The organism is Dolichospermum sp. FACHB-1250 (genome assembly GCF_014696335.1).
GTDB lineage: Bacteria > Cyanobacteriota > Cyanobacteriia > Cyanobacteriales > Nostocaceae > Dolichospermum > Dolichospermum planctonicum.
Genome location: NZ_JACJPZ010000005.1, coordinates 33,014 through 56,312 on the forward strand (window position 1 = coordinate 33,014; position 23,299 = coordinate 56,312).

General features: G+C 38.4%; 20 protein-coding genes, 1 tRNA gene and 1 pseudogene. 14 read left to right on the top strand and 8 right to left on the bottom strand.

Annotated elements, in window-relative coordinates; all coding sequences use genetic code 11:
- Positions 1–25 precede the first annotated feature (25 nt).
- From H6F39_RS02830 to H6F39_RS02850, 5 genes are all read left to right on the top strand, one after another.
- A complete protein-coding gene (locus tag H6F39_RS02830; protein ID WP_190396178.1) occupies positions 26–1,963 on the top strand; it encodes a TolC family protein in 1,938 nt (645 codons plus the stop codon).
- Between the two features lie 321 nt (positions 1,964–2,284).
- Positions 2,285–2,674 carry a hypothetical protein gene (locus tag H6F39_RS02835; protein WP_137906769.1) on the top strand — a complete coding sequence of 130 codons (390 nt, stop codon included), beginning with the start codon at positions 2,285–2,287 and terminating at the stop codon, positions 2,672–2,674.
- Positions 2,675–2,727: 53 nt separating this feature from the next.
- Positions 2,728–3,228 (top strand): hypothetical protein, encoded by a 501-nt coding sequence (locus H6F39_RS02840; protein ID WP_190371185.1) that lies wholly within the window; start codon positions 2,728–2,730, stop codon positions 3,226–3,228.
- Positions 3,229–3,365: 137 nt separating this feature from the next.
- Positions 3,366–4,145, top strand: coding sequence for a photosystem II S4 domain protein (locus tag H6F39_RS02845; protein ID WP_137906771.1), 780 nt, complete (start codon positions 3,366–3,368; stop codon positions 4,143–4,145).
- Positions 4,146–4,239: 94 nt separating this feature from the next.
- A tRNA-Val gene (locus H6F39_RS02850) sits at positions 4,240–4,313 on the top strand.
- Between the two features lie 22 nt (positions 4,314–4,335).
- Here H6F39_RS02850 and H6F39_RS02855 read toward each other — a convergent pair.
- Positions 4,336–4,623, bottom strand: a complete 288-nt coding sequence (locus H6F39_RS02855) for a DUF4090 family protein (RefSeq protein WP_028090770.1) — start codon at positions 4,621–4,623, stop codon at positions 4,336–4,338.
- 139 nt (positions 4,624–4,762) lie between these two features.
- Between H6F39_RS02855 and H6F39_RS02860 the strand changes: the two genes are divergently transcribed.
- Both H6F39_RS02860 and rdgB read left to right on the top strand, forming a co-directional pair.
- Positions 4,763–6,205: a phosphoglucomutase/phosphomannomutase family protein gene (locus H6F39_RS02860; protein WP_190371186.1), complete on the top strand. Its 1,443-nt coding sequence runs from the start codon at positions 4,763–4,765 to the stop codon at positions 6,203–6,205.
- Positions 6,206–6,326: 121 nt separating this feature from the next.
- Positions 6,327–6,905 carry an RdgB/HAM1 family non-canonical purine NTP pyrophosphatase gene (rdgB, locus tag H6F39_RS02865; protein WP_190396179.1) on the top strand — a complete coding sequence of 193 codons (579 nt, stop codon included), beginning with the start codon at positions 6,327–6,329 and terminating at the stop codon, positions 6,903–6,905.
- Positions 6,906–7,141: 236 nt separating this feature from the next.
- Here the strand turns inward: rdgB and H6F39_RS02870 are convergent, their stop codons facing one another.
- Complete coding sequence (locus H6F39_RS02870; RefSeq protein ID WP_190396180.1) at positions 7,142–7,444, bottom strand: hypothetical protein; 303 nt, start codon at positions 7,442–7,444, stop codon at positions 7,142–7,144.
- Positions 7,445–7,588: 144 nt separating this feature from the next.
- On the opposite strand from H6F39_RS02870, the gene H6F39_RS02875 reads away from it, so the two are divergent.
- Positions 7,589–9,067, top strand: a complete 1,479-nt coding sequence (locus H6F39_RS02875; RefSeq protein ID WP_190396181.1) for a pentapeptide repeat-containing protein — start codon at positions 7,589–7,591, stop codon at positions 9,065–9,067.
- 328 nt (positions 9,068–9,395) lie between these two features.
- On the opposite strand, the gene recN is transcribed toward H6F39_RS02875, so the two are convergent.
- Complete coding sequence (gene recN, locus H6F39_RS02880) at positions 9,396–11,126, bottom strand: DNA repair protein RecN (RefSeq protein WP_190396182.1); 1,731 nt, start codon at positions 11,124–11,126, stop codon at positions 9,396–9,398.
- 497 nt (positions 11,127–11,623) lie between these two features.
- Between recN and H6F39_RS02885 the strand changes: the two genes are divergently transcribed.
- Positions 11,624–13,657: a family 10 glycosylhydrolase gene (locus H6F39_RS02885; RefSeq protein ID WP_190396183.1), complete on the top strand. Its 2,034-nt coding sequence runs from the start codon at positions 11,624–11,626 to the stop codon at positions 13,655–13,657.
- A gap of 520 nt (positions 13,658–14,177) precedes the next feature.
- Positions 14,178–15,308, top strand: coding sequence for an acyltransferase family protein (locus H6F39_RS02890; RefSeq protein ID WP_190396184.1), 1,131 nt, complete (start codon positions 14,178–14,180; stop codon positions 15,306–15,308).
- 122 nt (positions 15,309–15,430) lie between these two features.
- On the opposite strand, the pseudogene H6F39_RS02895 reads toward H6F39_RS02890, so the two are convergent.
- The 3 genes and pseudogenes from H6F39_RS02895 to H6F39_RS02905 all read right to left on the bottom strand — a co-directional run.
- A pseudogene (locus H6F39_RS02895) lies at positions 15,431–15,646 on the bottom strand (Uma2 family endonuclease); the annotation flags it as partial.
- A 281-nt stretch (positions 15,647–15,927) separates the two neighbouring features.
- The gene (obgE, locus tag H6F39_RS02900; protein ID WP_190372044.1) at positions 15,928–16,956 is read right to left on the bottom strand and encodes a GTPase ObgE; all 1,029 of its coding nucleotides are present in this window, start codon (positions 16,954–16,956) and stop codon (positions 15,928–15,930) included.
- A 180-nt stretch (positions 16,957–17,136) separates the two neighbouring features.
- Entirely contained in the window at positions 17,137–17,814 is a 678-nt protein-coding gene (locus H6F39_RS02905) for a Mo-dependent nitrogenase C-terminal domain-containing protein (RefSeq protein WP_137908387.1), read from the bottom strand.
- A 186-nt stretch (positions 17,815–18,000) separates the two neighbouring features.
- Between H6F39_RS02905 and H6F39_RS02910 the strand changes: the two genes are divergently transcribed.
- Positions 18,001–19,113 carry a glutamate--cysteine ligase gene (locus H6F39_RS02910; RefSeq protein ID WP_137908377.1) on the top strand — a complete coding sequence of 371 codons (1,113 nt, stop codon included), beginning with the start codon at positions 18,001–18,003 and terminating at the stop codon, positions 19,111–19,113.
- A gap of 29 nt (positions 19,114–19,142) precedes the next feature.
- Here H6F39_RS02910 and H6F39_RS02915 read toward each other — a convergent pair whose 3' ends face one another.
- Positions 19,143–20,966: a penicillin-binding protein 2 gene (locus tag H6F39_RS02915; RefSeq protein ID WP_190396185.1), complete on the bottom strand. Its 1,824-nt coding sequence runs from the start codon at positions 20,964–20,966 to the stop codon at positions 19,143–19,145.
- A gap of 87 nt (positions 20,967–21,053) precedes the next feature.
- Complete coding sequence (locus tag H6F39_RS02920; RefSeq protein ID WP_137908375.1) at positions 21,054–21,704, bottom strand: hypothetical protein; 651 nt, start codon at positions 21,702–21,704, stop codon at positions 21,054–21,056.
- A gap of 235 nt (positions 21,705–21,939) precedes the next feature.
- Here H6F39_RS02920 and H6F39_RS02925 point away from each other — a divergent pair, with 235 nt between their 5' ends.
- The 3 genes from H6F39_RS02925 to H6F39_RS02935 all read left to right on the top strand — a co-directional run bounded on the left by H6F39_RS02925 (position 21,940) and on the right by H6F39_RS02935 (position 23,286).
- Positions 21,940–22,173, top strand: a complete 234-nt coding sequence (locus H6F39_RS02925) for a hypothetical protein (RefSeq protein ID WP_370539359.1) — start codon at positions 21,940–21,942, stop codon at positions 22,171–22,173.
- A gap of 98 nt (positions 22,174–22,271) precedes the next feature.
- Entirely contained in the window at positions 22,272–22,940 is a 669-nt protein-coding gene (locus H6F39_RS02930; protein WP_137908373.1) for a glutathione S-transferase family protein, read from the top strand.
- 31 nt (positions 22,941–22,971) lie between these two features.
- Positions 22,972–23,286 (top strand): hypothetical protein, encoded by a 315-nt coding sequence (locus H6F39_RS02935; protein WP_137908372.1) that lies wholly within the window; start codon positions 22,972–22,974, stop codon positions 23,284–23,286.
- Positions 23,287–23,299 lie beyond the last annotated feature (13 nt).

Genomic DNA, 23,299 nt, shown 5'->3' on the forward strand with positions numbered 1-23,299 from the left:
ATATTTTTTTCTGTGAGGGGACGCGGTGAAAAGACAGCAATTATTCCATAGTTTCTTACCCGGTTTTACAGTAGCAGTATTAACAACTCAGCCCGCTTGGGCTAATTTTGTGAACATGAGTGAGGTACAGCCAGGGTCTTATCCTAATGTTTCGATTTCTACCAATAGTAGAAATTTATTCACACAAGTTACAAATCACCCAGGATTATTATTTAGCAGTTATTTCCGTCAGGGTAGTATAAGTCATGCTGTTAACTACAGTCTACCAATAATTACCGCTGACAATAATCTTGGTCATGAGGGGGTAAAAATACTTAAAAAAGATGATGGTAGATTTGTCAATTTTTCTGATCTATCAAATCATAATTTCCTGGCTGTTAATAATCCCAATTCTGAGCAGCAATTTACCAGCGGTAATACCAGTGTATCAGAATTAATAGAATCTAGTAAATGCCCACAGCAGAAGAGTCAAGCAGCTTTACTACTTGCCTCTAACACCTGTTTACCTAAAAATACTTCTGATTGGATAGCGCAAACAACTATCCCGACTACATCAGAACCCAGTAAACCCTTTTCTGGTAGTAATGTAAAATCCCAACTTAGTCAGTCCGTAGATTTTACTAATACTCCTAATGACTTAAATCCTAACCCGAATCCGCTGTTATTTCCAAGACAAGCGGAGGAAGTAAAAATACAGGCAACTCGGCCAATTAGTTTGTCAGAGGCTTTGGAACTGGCTAAACGGAATAACAATGATTTACAAGTGTCCCTATTACAATTACAACGCAGTAAATCAGTTCTGCGGGAAGCTCAAGCGGCTTTATTTCCTAGTGTAGATTTGAGTGCAGATGTAACAAATAGTCGTAACGTTGGGACAACACTACAGTTTGACCAAGCTAGAACAAACAACCCACGAGTAGGTGATGCTCCAGCAAATACAAATTTTAGCGGAACAGCACAGATAAAATATGATTTGTATACCTCCGGTAGACGCAATGGGGCTATTCAGGAAGCTGAAGAAAGGATACGTGTACAAGAGTTGGATGTCGAAAGACAATCTGAGGAAATTCGCCTAAATGTGTCTAAGGCATATTATGATCTGCAACAAGCCGATGAAAACGTGAGAATTACCCAGTCAGCGGTAGAAAATGCTCAAGCTAGTTTAAAAGATGCCATGGCCTTAGAAAAAGCTGGCGTTGGTACTCGTTTTGATGTATTGCGATCGCAAGTAAACCTAGCCAATTCTCAACAAGAATTAACTAATTCCATCTCTCAACAACAAATTGCCCGCCGCAAATTAGCACCATTGTTGAATTTATCCCAATCAGTGAGCATTAGTGCGGCTGATCCAGTAAAATTAGCAGGTTTATGGCAGCAACCACTAGAACGAAGCATCGTTTTAGCCTATCAAAACCGTCCTGAACTACAACAAACTTTAGCACAGCGAAAAATCGGCGAAGCACAAATAAAACAGGCTTTAGCTTCTTCTGGTCCACAGGTGAGTTTAGTAGGGAGATATAACTTATTAGATCAATTTGATGACGGAACTAGTGTGAGCGATGGTTATTCATTAGGACTACAAGCCAGCATTAATTTATATGGTGGGGGAGCAGGAACCGCAAGAGCAGCCCAAGCTAAAACCAGTATTGCGATTGCTGAAACTCAGTTTTCTGAACAAAAAAACCAGATTCGCTTTCAAGTAGAACAAGCTTATTCCACCCAAGCCTCAAGTTTAGAGAACGTACAAACTGCTAATGTAGCTTTAGAACAAGCTAGAGAGTCTTTACGGTTAGCGCGGTTAAGATTCCAAGCAGGTGTAGGTACTCAAACCGATGTAATTAACGCATTAAATGATCTGACACGGTCCGAGGGAAATCGAGTCAAAGCCATATTAGACTACAATCGAGCTTTGACAGAATTACAAAGGTATGTTACAGCCAAAGGATTAAAACAGTTAGAGTAGTCAGGATTCAAATAAGAGGTAAGATTAGTAGGTTGGGTTGAGGCAAGAAACCCAACTTACAAGAAATGACCAAGGATCAATGATGTTGCAAGTGCTAAACTATTGACATACTCACCGACCTGAAGGTGCGATGATTCTTGACACTTCACTGGAACACGCCACAAGTGGTCTTATCGTCCCTCCATGTCCGTTTAAAGTCTCCCAATGCCTTATGGCGACTATAACCGAATTTTAACATAAAGCCGTCCTAAAAGCGATGCACTGAGCTTGCCGAAGTGGACGGGGCTTGTATCCCAGATTTTTGGTCAAAAACTCATGATCATGACTAAAGTTACATCACAAGAGATTGCAAAATTTCGTTCTCTGATGGTAGATGATTCTCAAGCAATGGAAGCATTAGACTTGATAGAGGACTGCGATGGAGATTTAGAAGACGCGGTAATGACTCTGGCTATTAAGGCTGGACAACAACCGGAACAAACTAATTCTGAATGGTTAGATGCCTTAGCCAAAAAATGGCGGGCTGTAATTTGTGAACAGGAATATCGAGAAGACTTGCTAAATGGGTCAATTCAAGAGATGATAGAACATCTGAGGACAATACAGACCTTTCCTAGAAGTCTGGCCACACCGGTTTTAATTTATGTTCTTAAACAAGGTGTAAATAACTTTTGTGAGCCTCTAGACTTGCTAAAATCAGATAAATACTGATTAGTGAATATACTGATGATGTCAACTGGAATTTAAAAAATAGTTGAAGATTAATGAATTATCTTGTTGCTGTATTATCAGATCGTATCCAAGCCGAAGCCGCCGATTTAGCTTTAGAAAAAGAAGGCATAAATGGGACTATTCTTGGTAGAGGTTATAAAAGTGCTGATGAGTTTGGTTTAATTGATCCCAAAGAAGAAGCAAAAAAACAAGTAAAATTAATGGCGATTTGGTTAGTCCCATTTGGCTTTTTTTCCGGTTTTACTTTCAGTTTGATTACTGGTTTAGATACCTTTGCTTGGGCTGGAGAAATCGGTAATCATGTAATTGGCGGAATTTTGGGTGCTGGTAGCGGAGCTATGGGTAGTGTATTTGTGGGGGGTGGTGTTGGTTTGTTTGAGGGTGGTGGTGATGCTTTACCCTATCGTCATCGCTTAGATGCGGGTAAGTATTTAATTGTCGTCCGAGGTTCGGAAACTTTGACCCGTCAAGCTACTCGGATTTTAAGGCAGTTTGACCCGGAAAATATTCAAGGTTATGCTGAAAATAATTAATTAATCAATTAATTAATTGGTAATTGTTGTCTGAATCAGGATATCCAGGATTTAAGGATTAATCAGGATTCTGAATAACAATTAATAACAATACTTGTGAACTTCGCACTCCGAACTCCTGTAACTGCTATAATTCTATGCTACCTAGAGAAGAACTTTTAAAAGGGGTTGAAAACCGCGATACCATTGCCCGTGTAATTGATCAAGCAGACCAGGCTATAAAGACCTGGGAGGTGGTATTAACAGATTTTTTGTCTCCGCCAGAGTTAGCGGAAATTAAGCGGGTATTTAGCCGATTAACAGAGGTGCATTTAGTGACTTGGGGTGGATATCCCCAAGCGGAAAGACAAAGAATAGCGATCGCCCGCGCTGAGTTACCATTAGATCAGTCTCAAGTTGCTATCATGGCCTTGGAAATTGCTGGTAATTTCTTATTTGATACAGCGAATCACCGAGATTTTTTAGGTGCGATGTTGGGAACGGGAATTGTCCGGGAAAAAACGGGAGATGTGATTGTTTTGGGGGAAAGAGGGGCGCAGGTGATTGTTGTCCCGGAATTGGGAGAATTTTTAGAGATGAGTTTAAAACAGGTGCGGTCTGTACCGGTGAAAACTCAACGCATTGATATTAGCGAGTTAAAAATCCGCGAACCTAAGAAAAAAGAATTAACGACTGTGGAAGCTTCTTTGCGGTTAGATGCGGTGGCTTCCGCTGGGTTTGGGATGTCCCGCAGTAAAATGGTAGATTTAATAGACTCCAATGATGTGCGCGTTAATTGGAAGGAAGTGACTCAAGCCAGTTCCCAAGTCAAAACGGGGGATTTAATTGCTATTCGGGGAAAAGGTCGGTTAGAAGTTGGAGAAATTGCGGTGACAAAAAAGGATCGTTATCGGGTGCAGTTAACTAGATATATGTAAAATAATATATCTAAAATATATCTAAAATAAAGTTTTGGTTTTAGCGGTTGACAGATGATATTTTAGATGATATATTATTAATCTGTGTGGTTAAGGACGGTTAGCTCAGGTGGTTAGAGTACATCGTTGACATCGATGGGGTCGTTGGTTCGAGTCCAATACCGTCCATATTGTTTTTTAAAGTGACTGATTATTTACCGCTGTAGAAAAAGGCAATTTCCTTTTCTTTTAGCGGCGCGAAACCGGCATCAATTAGCTTTTGGTCTAGTTCAGTTTGGGGAATATGTTTAGCACCAATACGGACAATGCGAGAACGCATGGTGTTGGATACACCACTACGCTGTCTATTGGCTTCTAAAGCCATAACTTGTGCATACAATTCTAACTTAGCGGGAGGAATAGGAGAACCATCAAAATCAATTCCTTTAGCGATCGCTTGGTCAATAGCATCAGCACCTGTGGTAGTTTCAGTAGTCATGGTAAATCATTCTCAAAGATAAAGATATGGAAGTATTTTACCACCTCAAGGATTTTTACCCATTACCCATTACCAATTACCCATTACCAATTACCTGCATAAATGCTAAAATCCTCAATTAGAAATTGAGGATATTTTCATGCCAGTTGTAACTAACCCAATCAAGTTTGGCACAGATGGCTGGCGCGGTGTGATAGGTGAGGAGTTTACCTTTGAACGCCTGGCGTTAGTAGCAACTGTAGCCGCCAAGGTTTTACATAATACTTACTTTTCCGAGGTAGGTAGCCGGACAATTATTGTCGGTTATGATCGCCGATTTATGGCGGAAGATTTTGCTCGTGTGGTGGCCAATGCTGTCACGGCAGTGGGCTTTGATGTCCTGTTTAGCGAAACTTCTGCACCAACTCCGGCTTATAGCTGGGCGGCTAAAGAACTCAAGGCTTTAGGGGCGCTAGTTGTGACAGCGAGTCATAATCCGGGTAGATATTTAGGATTAAAAGTTAAAAGTGCCTTTGGTGGTTCAGTCCCTCCGGAAGTTACACAAGAGATAGAAGCTTTATTATCAGAAAAAGTGCCACCAGTAGCGATTCCAGGTCAGGAACATAGTTTTGATCCTTGGCCTAGTTATTGTCAGGCATTAGCGGGTAAAGTTGATATTGACAAGATTAAACAAGTTATTGCTGCTGGTAAATTAACAATATTCGTGGATGTCATGCACGGGGCTGCGGCTGGGGGACTAGCGCGACTATTAGGGTCACAGGTTCAAGAAATAAATAGCGACCGTGACCCTTTATTTGAAGGTGGTGCGCCGGAACCTTTACCAAAATACCTGTCACGACTATTTACAGTCATCAAAAACCATCGCCAAAGCAATAAAGCTGGTTTAACAGTAGGTTTGATATTTGATGGCGATTGCGATCGCATTGCAGCGGTAGATCAAGATGCTAATTTCCTCAGTTCTCAAATTTTAATCCCCATCTTAATTGACCACCTGACCCGGCGGCGCAACTTTCAGGGGGAAATAGTCAAAACTGTCAGTGGGTCGGACTTAATGCCTCGTGTAGCCGCCTTACATAACCTTTCTATCTATGAAACCCCTGTAGGTTATAAATACATTGCTGACAGAATGTTAACTACACAGGTATTGCTAGGTGGTGAAGAATCTGGTGGGATTGGTTATGGTAGCCACATTCCCGAACGTGATGCTTTATTATCGGCGCTGTATGTATTGGAGGCTGTGGTAGAATCAGGGTTAGATCTAGGCGAATATTATCGTTATTTACAACAACAAACTGATTTTTCATCGGTCTATGATCGCATTGATTTACCTCTAGCGAATATGGAAGTGAGAGGGCGGCTATTACAACAGTTACAATCTCAACCTTTAACAGAAATTGCGGGTAAGGCGGTAATAAGTTGTCAAACCATTGATGGTTATAAATTCCGTCTGGCTGACAATAGTTGGCTAATGATTAGATTTAGCGGTACTGAACCAGTTTTACGGCTTTATTGTGAAGCAGCAACAATAGAACAAGTTCAGCAAACTCTAAATTGGGCAAAAACTTGGGCTGAATCAAATTAATGGGGAATGGGTAGTGGGTAATGGGTAATGGGTAATGGGTAATGGGTAATGGGTAGTGGGTAAAATCTCTACCTTTTGCCTTTTTCCTGACAATGGATAATGGACAATGGACAATGGACTAATGACTAAATTACTTGTAGTAGCGACAGGAAATCCCGGTAAATTACGGGAAATGCAAGCTTATTTAGCTGATTCTAGTTGGGAATTAACTATAAAACCGGAAAATTTGGATGTGGAAGAAACAGGGGAGACCTTTGCCGAAAATGCTTGTCTCAAAGCCTCCGAAACTGCTAAATTCACAGGTAATTGGGCCATAGCCGATGATTCAGGTTTGGCGGTAAATGCCCTGAATGGTGCGCCGGGAGTGTATTCTGCTCGTTATGGAAATAATGATACAGAACGGATTGGTAGATTATTAAGAGAATTAGGTGATGAAAAAAATCGTCAAGCTAAGTTTGTGTGTGCGATCGCAGTAGCCAATCCCCAGGGAGAAATAGTAATTCAATCTGAGGGTATTTGTCAAGGTGAAATTTTATTTGCACCTTGTGGAGATAGCGGTTTCGGTTATGATCCGGTTTTTTATGTCCCAGAAAAACAATTGACTTTTGCCCAAATGACAACAGATTTGAAAAAGTCAATTAGTCATCGGGGAAATGCTTTCCAGGCTTTAGTTCCTCAGTTAAGGAAATTAATAATGTAAACCTATTTAGCCCACATTCCGCACCCCAAACTGTCACACAACTTGAAAGAGTGATTCTAGTTAGTTATATTCTCATAAGTAATATTATCTATTTTTTTGGAGTTTCCGTTAATACCGTATTTTTATAGGCTTGTCCTTTTCCCCTAAGAAAATTGGGAGTTGATGGGGTGCGATCGCTCTACTGTAAGCAATTCAGCCAAGATATTAGCGATCGCCTAACCATCATTTATCAAAACCTACTCTGTATCCAAATCATCATCCAAATCATCTACAATTTTGTCCAGGCGGTTGTTTGCGTCTTTAGCAATCTGCATATAGCGCACACTAGTCACCAGTCCCACAGCTGTTGTTACAGCACCTTCTGATGCTTTATTGTTAATCAAATATCCAGCGCCAATAAGGCTGATACCAAAAGATAAAGAAGTGGCAATTAAAGCAAAATCAAAGCTACGGCGGGCTTGGCGTAGTCTCTCGTCAAGAATCTTTGCTAAGTAGGGGTTGGACTCAGGAGCAGGTTGAATGTTATGCTGATCAGTCATAGTCTAGTGGTTTTGGTGAATTTGCCTTGATATATCCATTAACCACTGGATTTTATTGATTGTGGTCTGTTTTATGTATAACTTTATGTAAAACTTGTGTCTAGGTTGGATAATGTCAAACTTATGTAAAAGTTGGGGTGAGTAATGGGTGAGCGATCTTTTCAAGCATCAGCAGCAGGAGTTAAAAAACTGAAACTAGCGTTTAAGAAATACGGTAAAACGCAGGATTGCCTAGCTAGTTTTCCTATTGAAAATAGTAATAGGGATGAAAGGAATCAAATTAGCTGTTCTCGACAGACTGTAAGCAAATTTTTGACAGGAAAACGTATTAGTAAAGAACTATTTATTTCTCTGTGTAATGAGTTAAACTTGAATTGGCAAGATATTGCTGAACTAGAGTCCGAGCAAGATAAAAATTCCAGGACTTTTCCTAGTATGAATAGACCAATAAGTAATAATCCTAGCACTGAAGGTACTGGAGCATTAACAGCAGTAGTAGAAGTAAATACAGTTCAAACTTATATTACATCTAATACTATTAATGGTATATTTAGTATTACAATTCCAGGAGATATAAATAGCTTTTTAAAAAATCGTAAAAAACAAAATAATTTGGTAAAAGCCCTGAGAATACTTTCATCTGATGAAAAAGCAACAATATCTAACATAGAAAAAGGCAGTATAAAAATAACATTCAATGTTTCTTCAGATGGTATTAAAAAGCTAGAGGAAGAACCAGATAAAATTATTTTAGTGGCAAGAATCATTTGCAGATCTGAAGGGGAAGAATTAGACCTAAGTGATACGGATTTAAGTCACGTTGACTTAAGCGGCCTTGATTTGAGTGGTATTAACTTTAGTTGTGCTGATCTGAGAGATGCTAATTTAGAAAATGCCAATTTGGAAAATGCCGACTTAGATTGTGCAGACTTGAGTGGTGCTAATTTAAGAGGTGCTAATTTAAAAGGTACATCTTTAAATGATTCTATATTAAATGATTCTATAATTGACGACAAATGGCTGACAGTTTGGAAGATTGTCAATCAGTCATTTTTAGGTCGAGATTTAATAGGTGCTGATTTAAGCAGTGCTAATTTAAGCAGTGCTAATTTAAGACGTGCTAATTTAAAACGTGCTGATTTAAGCGGTGCTGATTTAACACGTGCTGATTTAAGCGGTGCTAATTTAATCGAAGCTAATTTAAGCGGTGCTGATTTAACACGTGCTGATTTAAGCGGTGCTAATTTAATCGAAGCTAATTTAAGCGGTGCTAATTTAAGACGTGCTAATTTAAGCGGTGCTGACTTAATCGAAGCTAATTTAAGCGGTGCTGACTTAATCGGTGCTGACTTAATCGAAGCTAATTTAAGCGGTGCTGACTTAATCGGTGCTAATTTAAGCGGTGCTGACTTAATCGAAGCTAATTTAATCGGTGCTAATTTAAGATTTGCTAATTTAATCGGTGCTGATTTAACTGGTACTGCTTTAGTGTTTGCTAATGTTGAAAATGCTCATTTTGGAAGCAACCCAGGAATTTATGAGGATGCAAAGCGTGAATTAAAACAAAGAGGTGCAATTTTTGAAGATTCACCGGGCGATCGCTCTAAAGTTCCTACTAAATAAATAGGATATCCCCATAACTTAACAATTCTCAAATTCCGACAAATTAAACAACTACTACATTTTCTAGTTTATTGTCTGATGGATTTTACCTTCCTCGCCCTAAGCTGTCACATAATGAGTTGTGACACTGGGGAAATGCGGGAATGTACATTAAAATAAACTCCTTACGCGATTCAATCTCTCAAACTTGCTTATAAGTCTTTACCCCCATAAATCCCACATTCCGCACCCCAAACTGTCACCGGGGTAAGTTACGTAGAGAAAAAATCAAAGGGAGCATCAAAACAAACATATAAAGTGAAAAAAGGCATTAGATTTGTATGGTTTTTTATGTTCTCCTTTCCCGATGATTAGCAGCTTGTAATAATAAAGACTCTGCAAAAGCGATCGCTTCATTTGCGGATTTACCACCTGCTAATTGTGCTAATTCTTCTCGACGGGTAGTTAAATTATCCAAAGTTGTGACTCTGACAACTGTCCGCTGTTGATCATGACTATTTATGGCTTTATTAATCACTAATTTAGCGACGCGAAAATGACGATCTGCCATAGCTGCAATTAAAGGTTGATGGGTTACACATAATACTTGATGTCCTTGACTAATTTGATGCAATTTTTCTGCTATAGCTTGGGCAACTCTACCGGAAACTCCCACATCTATTTCATCAAAAATAAAAGTTCCCACTTCATTTCCTTGGTGAAAACAAGATTTTAAGGCTAATAAAAATCTGCTCATTTCTCCACCCGAAGCAATTTCGGTTAATGGTTGAATAGGTTCACCAGGATTAGGACTAAACATAAAAGTAATTTTATCTGCACCTGCGGCCGTGGGGGTAGTGGGGACAATTTCGACTTGAAATCTTACCTTATCCATTGCTAGGGGCTTGAGTTCAGCTAGTAACCGAGATTCTAAATCAGCCGCAGTTTGACGACGTAATTGACTTAATTGTTGACTGAGATGATGGAGTTGTTGTAAATATAATTGTTCGTCTTGTTCTAAAGTTTCTATAGATTGTTCATTATTATTTAATTCAGCTAATTCATTTTGAATACGTTGATAATAAGCGATCGCTTCTGTTAAAGTTGGACCATATTTACGACAAATTTGTTTTAATTCCCGTATTCGTTCTTCTACTTCTTCTAACCGCTGGGGATCTGCTTCCAATCCTTCTCCATAAATATTAATTTGTCTACCCACTTCCATGACTGCTGCGACTGCATCCCGCACCAATTCTAATAAAGATTGTAGTTGAGAATCATACTCTATCATTTGAGTTAATATCATCTCTCCATCGGCTAATAAATCAGCGGCCGTGGGAGTTTCCTGATCATCTTGATACAAAGCCTGATATACTTTGTAACTCATTTGTTGTAAATCAACAACATGATTCAGACGGTCTCGTTCTTGATTTAATATTTCCATTTCCTGGGGATCATCAAGATTAGCTGCACCTAATTCTTGTACTTGATATGTGAGTAGATCCAATTGTTGTAGCCTTTCCCGTTCTGATGTTCGGCGTTTTTCTAGTGCTTGACGTGCTTGTTGATATATACTAAAAGCTGCGGTGACGTTTTGGCGTTTTTGTAACAATAAATCACCACCATATAAATCTAACCAATCTCGAACTTGAGCCGATTGTCCTACTTTTACAGTTTGTCCTTGTGCTGTTATTTCTACTAAATGATCTCGCAATCCTCCCATTAATTGACGATTTACCAGGACTCCATTCACCCGTGATCTACTGCGAATATTACTAGTGGTGGTGGCAATTTCTCGACTGATGATCACAGCATTATCATCTATTAAATCAATTTCTTGTTCACTTAACCAAGCAGCTAGGGGTGGGGTGACGCTAAAAGTTGCTTCTACCATTGTTCGATTTGTACCAGTGCGAATGACTCGACTAGAGACTTTACCACCCAAAACTGCATCAATGGCATCTAGTATAATTGATTTTCCTGCCCCGGTTTCCCCTGTTAATACATTCAAACCTGCCCCAAAATCTAATTCTAAATGATCAATTAAGGCAAAGTTTTCAATTCTTAGATATAGCAGCATTTACATAATCCTCAGATTGCAGATTTCCTGGTTACCTCTGAATTACTAATAAGTTATGTTATTTATCTTATTTGGTAATATTTGCCAAATTATGATTAGTTTACCATGTATTATACTTAATCAGGTTAACAAAATAAAACTTTATATTCTCAATGGTTGGCTTTTACCTAACACAGAATTTATTGTCTGGATTTTGAGCCTATAACTTAGTAATGATTATTCTCAGTATATATTTTAGATATAAAAACTTTCAGATGATACACTATGATATTACCACAAAATATGGAGATGTCAATACCCTAGTAAACTCGTTAGCTTATTGACCATATTCTCAATAATCTTGAGAATCAACCAGCTATATTCTCAATAAACATAGGGAGGCGATTTTTTTCCTAAAGGGATATTTAAAAAACTTATATATCTGACTGGATTAAAAATTTAGTAGCTATGGCTTAAATATTGCTACATTAATAAAGGATGTAACTATCTGCAGAAATATGGTATCTACTCCTATAACATTTTCCGATATTCAAAGTCATTGGTCGAGGGTATTCATTGAGGCCTTAGCCGCAAGGGGGATTCTCAAAGGGTATCCTGATGGAACTTTCCGCCCTAATAACCCTGTGACTCGGGCTGAGTTTGCGGCTATCATCGCTGCTGTTTTTTCCCCAGCAGTGAAACGTGAATATGCGGGTTTTGTTGATGTTCCTGATACCCATTGGGGGATAAAGGCGATTAAAAAAGTTTATGAAAGTGGATTCTTGACAGGGTATCCAAATAAGCGGTTTGGCATAGATGAAAATATTTTTAAAGGTGATGTTTTAGTAGCCATGGTCAATGGCTTGGGAATTGCTGCTCAAGTTGGTTTAGACCTAGTGAGTAAACTAGCGGAAATTTATCAAGATGGGTCTTTAATTCCCTACTATGGAATTAATCAGATAGCTGTAGCGACTCGCGTTGGTTGGGTAGTAAATTATCCCAATGTCAAAATCCTTAATTATAAAACAGCGGCTACTCGCGCGGATGTAGCGGCGGTAGTTTATCAAGGGTTAGTATATTTGGGCAAGGCGGAAAAAATTCCTTCTGCTTATATTGTTGTGCCTGGGGCTTTATCTCCATCTCCACCTTTATCTCCAGTCTCTAATACTAAGACTGTCAAGGTAAGTCATCGGCGTGAGTTCCGAGGTGCTTGGGTAGCGTCTGTGTGGAATAGTGACTGGCCTTCTAAACCGGGACTGACTGTTGAAGAGCAAAAAGCAGAGTTATTAGCGATTATTAAACAGTTGCAATCTTTGAATTTTAATGCTTTAGTTTTGCAGGTACGACCAGAAGGTGATGCTTTATATGCTTCTGAATTAGAACCTTGGAGTGCTTGGATTACAGGAACTCAGGGAAAAGCACCAACACCATTTTACGATCCTTTGGAATTTGCGATCGCTCAATGTCATTTACGCAATATTGAATTACACGCTTGGTTCAATCCTTATCGCGCTAGAGCCAATAGTCAAGTTTCTCCTGTCCGTCCCCACATTGCGGTGACTAACCCAGAAGTTGTTTATCAATGGGGTACTCAACTATGGATGGACCCAGGGGCAAAAATTGTTCAAGACAGGGCCTACAATGTGATTATTGATGTTGTCCGGCGTTATGATGTAGATGCTATTCATCTAGATGATTATTTTTACCCCTATCCCATATCTGGTAAACCTTTTCCCGATCATAAAACCTACGCAGCTTATCAAGCTAAAGGTGGTAAACTCAGTTTAGAAGATTGGCGACGAGAAAACGTTAATCAAATGGTATTGCGACTTTCTCAGGGAATTAAAGCCACCAAACCTGATGTGAAATTTGGTATTAGTCCTTTTGGTATCTATCGTTCTGGAGAACCTGCGGGGATTGTTGGTTTAGATGCCTATAATGTCCTTTATGCTGATTCTAAAAAATGGTTACAGCAAGGTTGGATAGATTATATTGCGCCTCAACTCTACTGGCGTACTGACCAAACAAAACAAAGCTACGAGGCACTGCTGCAATGGTGGACTAAAATTAATAGTAGCCAGCGTCATGTTTATGCCGGTAACAATCTAGGACAATTGGATGGTAAAGCCTGGAAAAACAGCGAAATTGCCAAGCAAATTCAGATTTCTCGGAATTTAGCGGCTAATTTGTCTTTGGGTAATATCTTTTTTAGTATGACTGGCATTCAGGAAAATCGTCAAGGCATCAGTGATGAGTTTAAAACCTATTATCCCACACCTGCCCTCGTTCCTAGTATGTCATGGAAAGGTTCTGCAACACCGATACCGCCTAAAAATCTCAAGTTTGTTGATGGTAAATTAAACTGGCAACCAGGAGATAATCGGCCTGTGCGTGCTTGGACTCTGTATGTTCAAATTGGTCCGAATTGGACAATTAAACGCATTTTATCCGCTGGTACTACCTTTGCGACGGTTACACCCGGTACTTATGCTGTCTGCGCTGTGGATAGATTAGGCAATGAAAGTGAAGGTGTTATGATTACTGTAGCCTAGGTTAACTAGCAACCACAAGCTAAATAAATGCAAGATAGTTCTTCCTTATCAAGATAAGGATAACATTTTTTAAATCCTTTGTCAATACCTAAAAATAAAATTTTTCGCGGTTTTTTTTGCATTTTGTTGGCTGTTCCCTGTCAACTGATGAAAGGATGTACAGGATGAAGATGAGGATTTTTTGATGATGTCAATGATTTAAAATGGTGCGTTACGCTGTCGCTAACACACCCTACTATAAATAATTTAAGATAGTTCTTCCTTATCAAGATAAGGATAACATATTTCAAATCCTTTGTCAACACCTGAAAATAAAATTTTTCGCGGTTTTTTTTGCATTTTGTTGGCTGTTCCCTGTCAACTGATGAAAGGATGTACAGGATGAGGAGGGGGATTTTTTGATGATGTCAATGATTTAAAATGGTGCGTTACTAGTCGCTAACACACCCTACTTAAAAAGCTGTTCCCTGTCACCTATCCCCGTGGCGTAGCACCTGTCACCTAATAAGATATTCTGTCTATGCGTCTGAGTTCACTTGATGTGTTTCGTGGTATTACCATTGCAGCGATGATTCTTGCTAATATGGCAGGAGTCGCTGATGATGTTTATCGTTCCCTGAGTCATGCACAATGGCACGGTTGTACACCCACCGATTTAATATTTCCTTTCTTTTTATTCATTGTTGGTGTAGCAATGACTTTTTCTCTGTCAAAATATACAGCAGAGAACAAACCTAACAAAGCAGTTTACTTACACATTCTCCGTCGGGCTGCTATTTTATTTATTTTGGGTTTACTGTTAAATGGTTTTTGGAATCAAGGTATTTGGACATTTGATTTAAGTAGTATACGCTTGATGGGGATATTACAACGAATTGCTTTAACTTATCTATTTGCATCTTTGATAGTTTTAAAATTACCTCAGAAAAATCAATGGCTAGTAGCAGGAGGATTACTAATTGGTTATTGGCTGATAATGATGTATATTCCTGTTCCTAATTATGGTGCAGGAGTGCTGACGAGGGAAGGTAATTTTGGTGCGTTTATTGATAGATTAATTATTCCCAAAGCACATTTATATAAAGGTGATGGATTTAATTTTATGGGAGATCCTGAAGGACTTTTTAGCACTATTCCAGCCATAGTTAGCGTTTTAGCTGGGTATTTTACTGGACAATGGCTCAAAGATAAAAAACAGGCTAATTCCCAAACTAGCATGGATTTAGTATTATTTGGTTTGTGTTGTTTAGTAATTGCAATTATTTGGGATGTGGCATTTCCCATTAATAAGAAAATTTGGACGAGTTCCTATGTTTTATTTACCACTGGTTGGGCATTAATGTTATTAGCAGCTTGTTATGAGTTGATAGAAGTGAGATTAATTAAACGCTGGAGTAAACCTTTGGAAATTATGGGACTAAATGCGATCGCTCTTTTTGTGGCTTCGGTAATTCTAATTAAAATTACAGTGAAAACCCAAATTGGTACAGGTGAAAATGCCATTAGTATCTATAATTGGATTTATCAAAATATTTTTGCATCTTGGGCGGGAAATTTCAACGGTTCATTTTTATTTGCACTTGTTACCCTGTTATTTTGGTATAGTGTTGCTGTTTTGATGTATCAGAAACGCTGGTTTATTAAAGTCTAAATAAAACTCTTGTGGGACGGGCATCTTGCCTGTCCAAATTCTGTAATAAATTCATTCTTTCACCTCAAAATCTACTTGATCATAGATATCTTCCAGCAAAATTTGACAAGCAATAGCAGCTAAAGCCGTTGGTCTGTAACAAAAACTTGATAGGGTTGACGTTTAAGAGCAAAATTTAGTATGGCATAAAAATTGCCAGCAAGTTGGTTGTGATCTGGTGTTCCACCTGTCTTATGTATAATTAATCCATTAATATATTCATGTCGTATATCTGAATTTACTTCTAGTTCTAGATATTCTGCGGGTGAATAGTAGAGTGTTTCTTGTGCAATAGTCATGATATTTCAACTCCCAAGGCTGCAAGTTGTTCGTTTATCCAATCTGTAACTGTGGTTTCATCTGTTTCGATGGCTTTTTCTACTCCTATTTTAGCAATTTCTAGGAGTTGTTTGGATGTTAGTTTTAGTAAAAATGATAATTTTATTCACTAAACGCCGAGAAGTTCCAGTATTTCTGGAACTCTCAAACTAGATACCCGAATTAGTGTAAAACTAATTCCTACATTTTGAGTCAGTTAACACAATATTTGTGACTTTACTTAACAAAATCAAGCCACCAATTAAACCGCAACTTCCTGGGCTGCCAACACATTAATCTCATCTAAAATCCGCCAAATTTCCTGCATCATAGGATCTAAACCAGTGCGAGTTACCGCCGAAATTATGAAAACTGGGGCTAAGGCCAGATGATTTAATTGTGTAGCTAAAGCTTGCAAATCAACGGTTTCCCTATCAACAGCATCTATTTTATTCAAAGCTAAAATCTGCGGACGTTTAGCTAAACCTCGTCCATAGGCTTTAAGTTCTTCTTGAATGGTATGATAATCAGCAATGACATCTTCACTTGTCGCGTCAATTAAGTGTAATAAAACCCTTGTCCGTTCAATGTGACGTAGGAAATCATGACCTAAACCCGCTCCATGGGAAGCACCCGCAATTAAACCAGGAATATCGGCGAAAACCGTACCATCACCCGTGGGTTTTTTGACTACACCCAAATTAGGAATTAAAGTAGTAAATGGATAATCGGCTATTTTGGGACGCGCAGCCGATAAAGAAGAAATTAATGTAGATTTACCAGCATTTGGTAAACCAATAATTCCCACTTCTGCTAACAGTTTCAACTCTAAACGTAATACCTTTTTTTCACCTTCTAAACCAGGAAGTGCATATTCGGGAACGCGGTTACGGTTACTTAAAAAATGTTGATTTCCCAGTCCACCTTTTCCACCTTCTGCAACTCGAAAAACTTGTCCAGGTTCAACTATATCGCATAGTAAAACACTTGTTACCGCATCATAAACAGCAGTACCACAGGGAACTTCGATAATTAGATCTTTCCCCCCTGCTCCAGTGCAATTATTTGGACCACCGCGTTCTCCGTCCTCGGCTTTAAACAGATGTTTATATCGAAAATCTAGTAAGGTTTGGAGGTTGGTATCAGCCACAAAAATTACTGAACCACCTTTGCCCCCATTTCCTCCAGAAGGACCCCCTGCGGGTACATATTTTTCTCTGCGGAAAGCGACAATACCATCACCTCCTTTACCTGCTTCTACTTCAATTACTGATTGGTCTATAAATTGCATAATTAGTCAGTTGTCAGTTGTCATTTTCTTTTTGAAAAATTACCAATATATTTTTCGGTAATTCGGTAATATACCATTTTCTAGTCCACTGAGGTACAAAATTATCTGCTTTTATCTGCGGTGAACTTCTCTATTTTTGTACCTATTTTGTACCTATGAGGATGGGAAATGCTATTAACTTTAAATATAAGGTGTAATATCCTCACCACAGTCATCTGCTAAGTATGAAAGAGCGCGGAAGCGTAAACCTACCATTTGTTCATAAAGGGGGTTAATTTTACAAAGTGGGGGAATATGAACTATTTTCCGGCCAAATAAAGTTACATCTCTTTCAAAGGGACATTGGGAAGGAATCATTTTACACAAAAACCGCGCTACTCTGGGATCTTGAATATCTAACCCGTCTAACCATTGACGCAAGGGATTTAAAACATCAGATGTTGGGGGGGGTTGAAGTCCAGCCGGTGGGGAATCTTGGGTTTGTGTGCTATCCTCTAGGGTATGACGTAAGGCTGTGAGTAAATTTTCTTGCAGTTCTAATTTTTGACATAATTGCTGAAGTAGATCATCTTCACTAGGAGAGTATATACCATCAGCGATCGCTACCATTACCGCTGTCCGCAAAAAATTTTCCGCTATGGGTGTACCTTTACCCAATATAGCCGCTAATTCATCAACTCCAATTATTTCTAGGCTATCCCATTCCACCGTAGGGGTTAATTCATTTTTGGTCAGATTAGTAATTAATTCCTGTTCTTGAGCATCAAAATTACCATCTGCCCAAGCAATTGTCAGTAATCCACGCAACCAAGCAATAATTTGTTCACTACTGTAAGGAGTTTGAGCAACACTGATCATCATAACTCACGCCTCAAAATTTTCTTAGTCAATATTCAGCTATCTTGAAATAGACAATAATTACTCATGTCCTTGATTTCTTTGAGAAATCAGGGATTTAAAGTTCTAGTCCTGCTTTCATATTATTCGCAACGGCATAAATTATGGGTATAATTGGTTATATTTATAATAAATCAGGTGTAAAGTATGTTTTCTTTTGGTATTGAACATGAAGTGGCTTTTCTTAATCATCAAGGAAAATTCGCCGATTTCCATAATACAAAATTTGCCGATTTTCAGCAAATTATTGATAGATTACCCATTTATGCCACTGACTACCCACAATTAAGAGTTGGTGATGCTGGAATTAAGAAAAAGCGTTGGTATATTGAAGGATTTGAAAGATTTAGCGAGTCTGAAGAAGTAATTGACTGTTTAGCTAAAGGGATTGAAATTAGAACCACTATCCATTCTACTATTCAAGGCGCAATTGATGAATTAACAGCCAGTTTTAATTTACTCTGTGAAGTTGCTGCTAATTTTGGTTTTTCGCCAGTTCTAGCCAGTTTTAACCCCTATACTTGCGTATTTCAGCCAGAACCTCCATTAAATGATTTTGAAATTAGACAATTACAAGCTTATCCAGATGAACAAACTGCTCATATTTACATGGTTTCTTATGGACCAGATTTGAATATTTCCTGGGAAAATTTGTCTACTGAAAAGTTAATTGATATTGGTAAAAAGTTGACCTATTACAGTCCTTATATCATTCCTTTTAGTTATAGTTCCCCTTTTTATGATGGTGATTTATGGACAGGTTTATCAGTGAGGACATTTATCAGAACTGGAAAAAGATCAGCAGCATTAGTTTTTGTGGAAACAGCAGAAGAAATAATCAAAAGTGTTCCCTCATTAACAAAAATTGCCCGCATTCCTTCAGAAGTGGGACGGATAGAATTTAAAGCCTGTGATAGTTGTGATAATTTTGCTATTTATGCAGGTTTATTAGCTTTATTAAAAGGTTTAGTATTAGATGAAACTTTACCAGGCAGAGCCATTATACCTGATACTAACTTACATCAAATTTCGGCAAAATATGGCTTTGAAAATGAAGATATTTTCCTTAATTCTACCAAACTTTTACAAACTGCGGAAATTGCCCTTAAAGATGATTCGGACGTTGAATTTTTAGCCCCACTAAAAGTCATTTTATCAGAGCAAAAAACAAAATCCCATGAATTAATTCAGTTATTTGAAAATTTAGGTTCAATTGAATTAACTCTCAAGGAGACCTATCACAAATTATCACAAAGATGAAAACTGCTGTAATTAGCAATACTACATTTTTAATTCTTCTCTAGGGTGCTAGGGGGAATTTTTTCAATGGGAATTAGTGTTTCCATAACAGTTTTAGCAATGGGTGCAGCTACTGTAGAACCATAGGCATTTTCTCCCTTGGGTTCGTCTACAATTGCAAAAACCACATAACGGGGAGATTCCACAGGTAAAATAGCGACAAAACTAGTAATTCGCGCACCTTTAATATATCCACCATTAGGACTGGCTTTTTGGGCTGTTCCCGTTTTTCCACCAATACGATATCCTGAAATTCTCGCCGCTTTACCAGAACCTTCATTAATTACTGTTTCCATCATTTCTACAACATGATGAGTAATTGTGGGTGAAAAAACTTGTCTTGGTTCTGGGAGATTAACTGAATAGTGTATCTGTTCTTGACTGTCAATTAGTCCTCGAACTACATGAGGTGTAACTAATTTACCACCATTAGCTAATGCTCCGTGCAGTTGTACCAATTGTAAGGGAGTCAGAGAAAAGCCTTGTCCAAAAGATGTAGTTGCTGGTTCAATAGCTGAAGAGATAAATTTTTCTTGATTTTTTAATTGACCGCTGACTTCAAAAGGTAAATCTGTTTTAACTTTTTGTCCTAGTCCTAAACGTTCTAGCCAATTGTAGTATATGGATGGTTTTAATCGTTGCATCATTCTTACCATGCCAATATTACTAGAAGTTTGTAAAATTTGAGGAATAGTCAATTGACGATAACCAGTTTTTTCGGCATTTTTGATAGTATGTGTACCAATTTGGATAGAACCAGGATCTTCAAATATATCATCTGGTTTAATGATACCATTTTCTAAAGCGATCGCCACATTTACAGGTTTAAATGTTGATCCCGGTTCATAAAGATCAGCTACAGTCCAGTTTTTAAATAAGGAAATATCAGACTTAGCATACTCATTGGGATTATAAGTAGGCTGAGAAACCAAAGCCAGCAAAGAACCATCAAGTGCATCCATGACAATTACTGCACCTCGTTTGGCTTTAAACTTAGTCATCTGTTGTTTTAAAGCCGTACGCGCTGCCCGTTGTAGACGGCTATCAATAGTTAATTGCAGTTTCAAATCATCAAAATGCAGTAGTCCCTGAGTCGCGTAATCTGGCATTAATGACCCATTACCAGTCTTACTCATTCGCACCGTTTGTCCAGGGCGTTCTAGCAACTTCTCCTGACTGTATTCTACACCGGCTTGGCCACGACGGTCAAGATTAACATAGCCTATCACATCTGCCGCCAAATCATCTTGGGGATAAAATCGGGAGTATTTTTGAATAAACTCAAACCCATTTAAACGTAATGATATCAATTTATCAGAAATTTCCTCGGATACACCAGAAGCTAATAAAATACCACTACTTTTACTTTGGAATATTTTAACTAGTTCGTCCTTATTTTTACCAATAATCAGACCTATTTTTTCGGCAATTTTCTCCTGAGAATAATCAAATAATTTGGGATGGGCATATAAATTATATACGGGGCGGTCAATAGCTAACACATTATTATTTCTATCTGCCACTGGACGACGAGGAATGTACAGGCGTAAATTGACCATTTGCTGATTTCGCGCCCTCTGAGTCAATTTTTTTCCCTGAACAATTTGTAGCTGATATAAGTTCAATGCTAACCCTACCATAGCAATCATTAACACACCCCATACAGCTAACAGTCGTAATTTGGTGTTGGGGCTGTTTTCTGGTATTTTCGGAGCAATATTTACCGGTGGGGGTTGTTTAAAGAACTTTCGTTCCCGTCTGAATACTAAATTACGTAAATTTCCGAATTTTTTTTGACTTGATAGCTTTCGCATTGCCATAACTTATGTTTGATAATTAACAATTAACAATAGACAATTACAGCAGATTTTACATCAATGCTGTATCAATTATTAATTATTTTAATATCCCAGTGGAGATGGAGGTTCTGGTTGTGGGTCTGGTTGGGAAGTTGATAATGACGACTGAGGATAATTACTAAATTTCGGTGGTAAAAAAATTGTTTTCTCAGAGGTGGGTGATACCAATTCCGTATCAGGCTTTTCTGCCTCTTGTGCCATCTTGCTAGTCAGTGTTGCATTAGCAGTATTTAACTGTCGCTCATGACGTTGTAGGTTTTTAAATTTGCGGTAAGACTGACTCCAAAGCTCTTGGGAATATACTGTCCAACCATAAACTATTAATGCCGCTACCACTAATACAAATGCTAAAACTGACGAATAGCGATTGACTTTATATAGACGTAGCAACCATACAGGTATAGTTCCAGTATCACTAATGTCATGTAAACTGGTACTTGATTGCTCTTGGGTATAAGCAATGGGTTTTTTACGTCGTTCTCGGATTGCTGTATTATTTCTGCCAAATACGGAAAAGTTGAGCCAACTATCCTGAGTAACGGGGGATTTGAGTGCTGTCGCTTCCCTAGCAAGTCGGGAGGAACTCTGTATTTTTTTATCAAGACTCCGAGAACGTCGTCTATTTAACAAAGGAGAGTTGCGCCAGAACCAAGTATTTTTTGCCAAAACGGCTGATTTACGTTCAAGAACCATAATTTTTCTAATGGTAAATACTCTATCTTCGATGATGATGATATCTTGCCTAAAGTTACATTTCTAGATCAAGTTGGAGCTATTCTAACCTTGAGGAAGGCAAAAATTACGATTAGTTCGTATTACATATAACCCACAGAAGTGTTACGAAACATAATAGGTTGAAATATGTAATGAGAAAGCCGTTAAAAAAAATCAATAAATAAGGTATCTTATTCAACAGGCGAAATATTTTATGCCCACAATTGGTGAAAGAGGAGTTATGAAGACAAAAGTTTTTGGTTTGGCTCTTATGTTAAGTCTTGCTACCATGCTTGGAGCTTGTGAAGGTGGCGGTGGACCAACCGCTACTCCTAGTTCTCCAGCAGCAACAGCGGGTGGTGAACCAGCAGATAGTGGTGCTACCCCTAAAGCGACAACATCTCCCACAGCGACAACATCTCCTACAGCGACTCCCAAAAAACCTTAGTATAGGATTGTGAGTCTTAACTCCTGGGCTGGATTTAATTCTTGCCCAGAGTAAGTTCTTCTTGTTGGTTTTGCCAGTAATCAGAATAATGTCAATGTATGTTGCTACTGCAATTTAGTACATCCCATTATTGTCGCAAAGCTCGGTTAGCCTTGGGTTATAAGGGAATTAGTTATCAAACTGAAGATCTCACCCCAGGGCTACATATCTTGAAGGTAAAGTCGTTAACTGGGTTAACGACGCTACCTGTTCTATTACCCCAAATTATAGGACAACCTGAAGCTATTGCTGACTCTACGGAAATTTGCAAATTTTTAGAAAGTTATCAACCTGAACCTCCTCTATTTTTAACCGATTTAGCAGAGCAAAGTCAAGCTGCGATGTTAGAAGATTGGTTAGATGAAAGCATAGGTACGGCTACTAGGTTTGTATATTATCAATTTCGCGCTGGTGAGGGTAAAGCAATTGACCCATCACTATTTAGCCAAATGGTGATTAAAATAGTTAGACAACAATATGGTATTAATGATACTACTGTTGAATTAGCTCAAAAAAGACTCGCCAATGCTTTGTCAGTATTATCTATGTATTGGCAAAATAGCGATTATTTAGTGGGTGGCCGTTTGAGTATAGCTGATATTGCCGCAGCAGCTTTGTTGAGTCCTTTAGCACTAATTCCTGATTATCGTCAGCAATATCCGCAGGTTTTTGCACGCATTATCAATATCCACCAATTATGCTCTGAACCATTACCACCAGGACTTTAGAAATTAAAGCAGGATTCGGAAGGTTTGATAGATGAAACCCATACTTTTTTTTATTCTGAGTGTTACTACTAGTGTTTTGGTCGTTTTAGTAGGTCATTATGGTCAAACGGTAATGGCATTACCACCACAAGAAGATATACCAGAGGAGATATTGCGAACAGAAATTATTTTAGCAGCGCGATCGCCCATTGATGGTAAAGTGGTTACGCCGGCCGAATATGCCCAATTAGAAGCACAAATGGAAATTAGTCCGCCACCACGGTTAAATGCTACCATCCGCGATCAATTTTTTCTGTTACAAATACGGAAGGTATTATTACAAATTTTCCCATTTTTAAATATTTAGTGAAGAAAAGGGA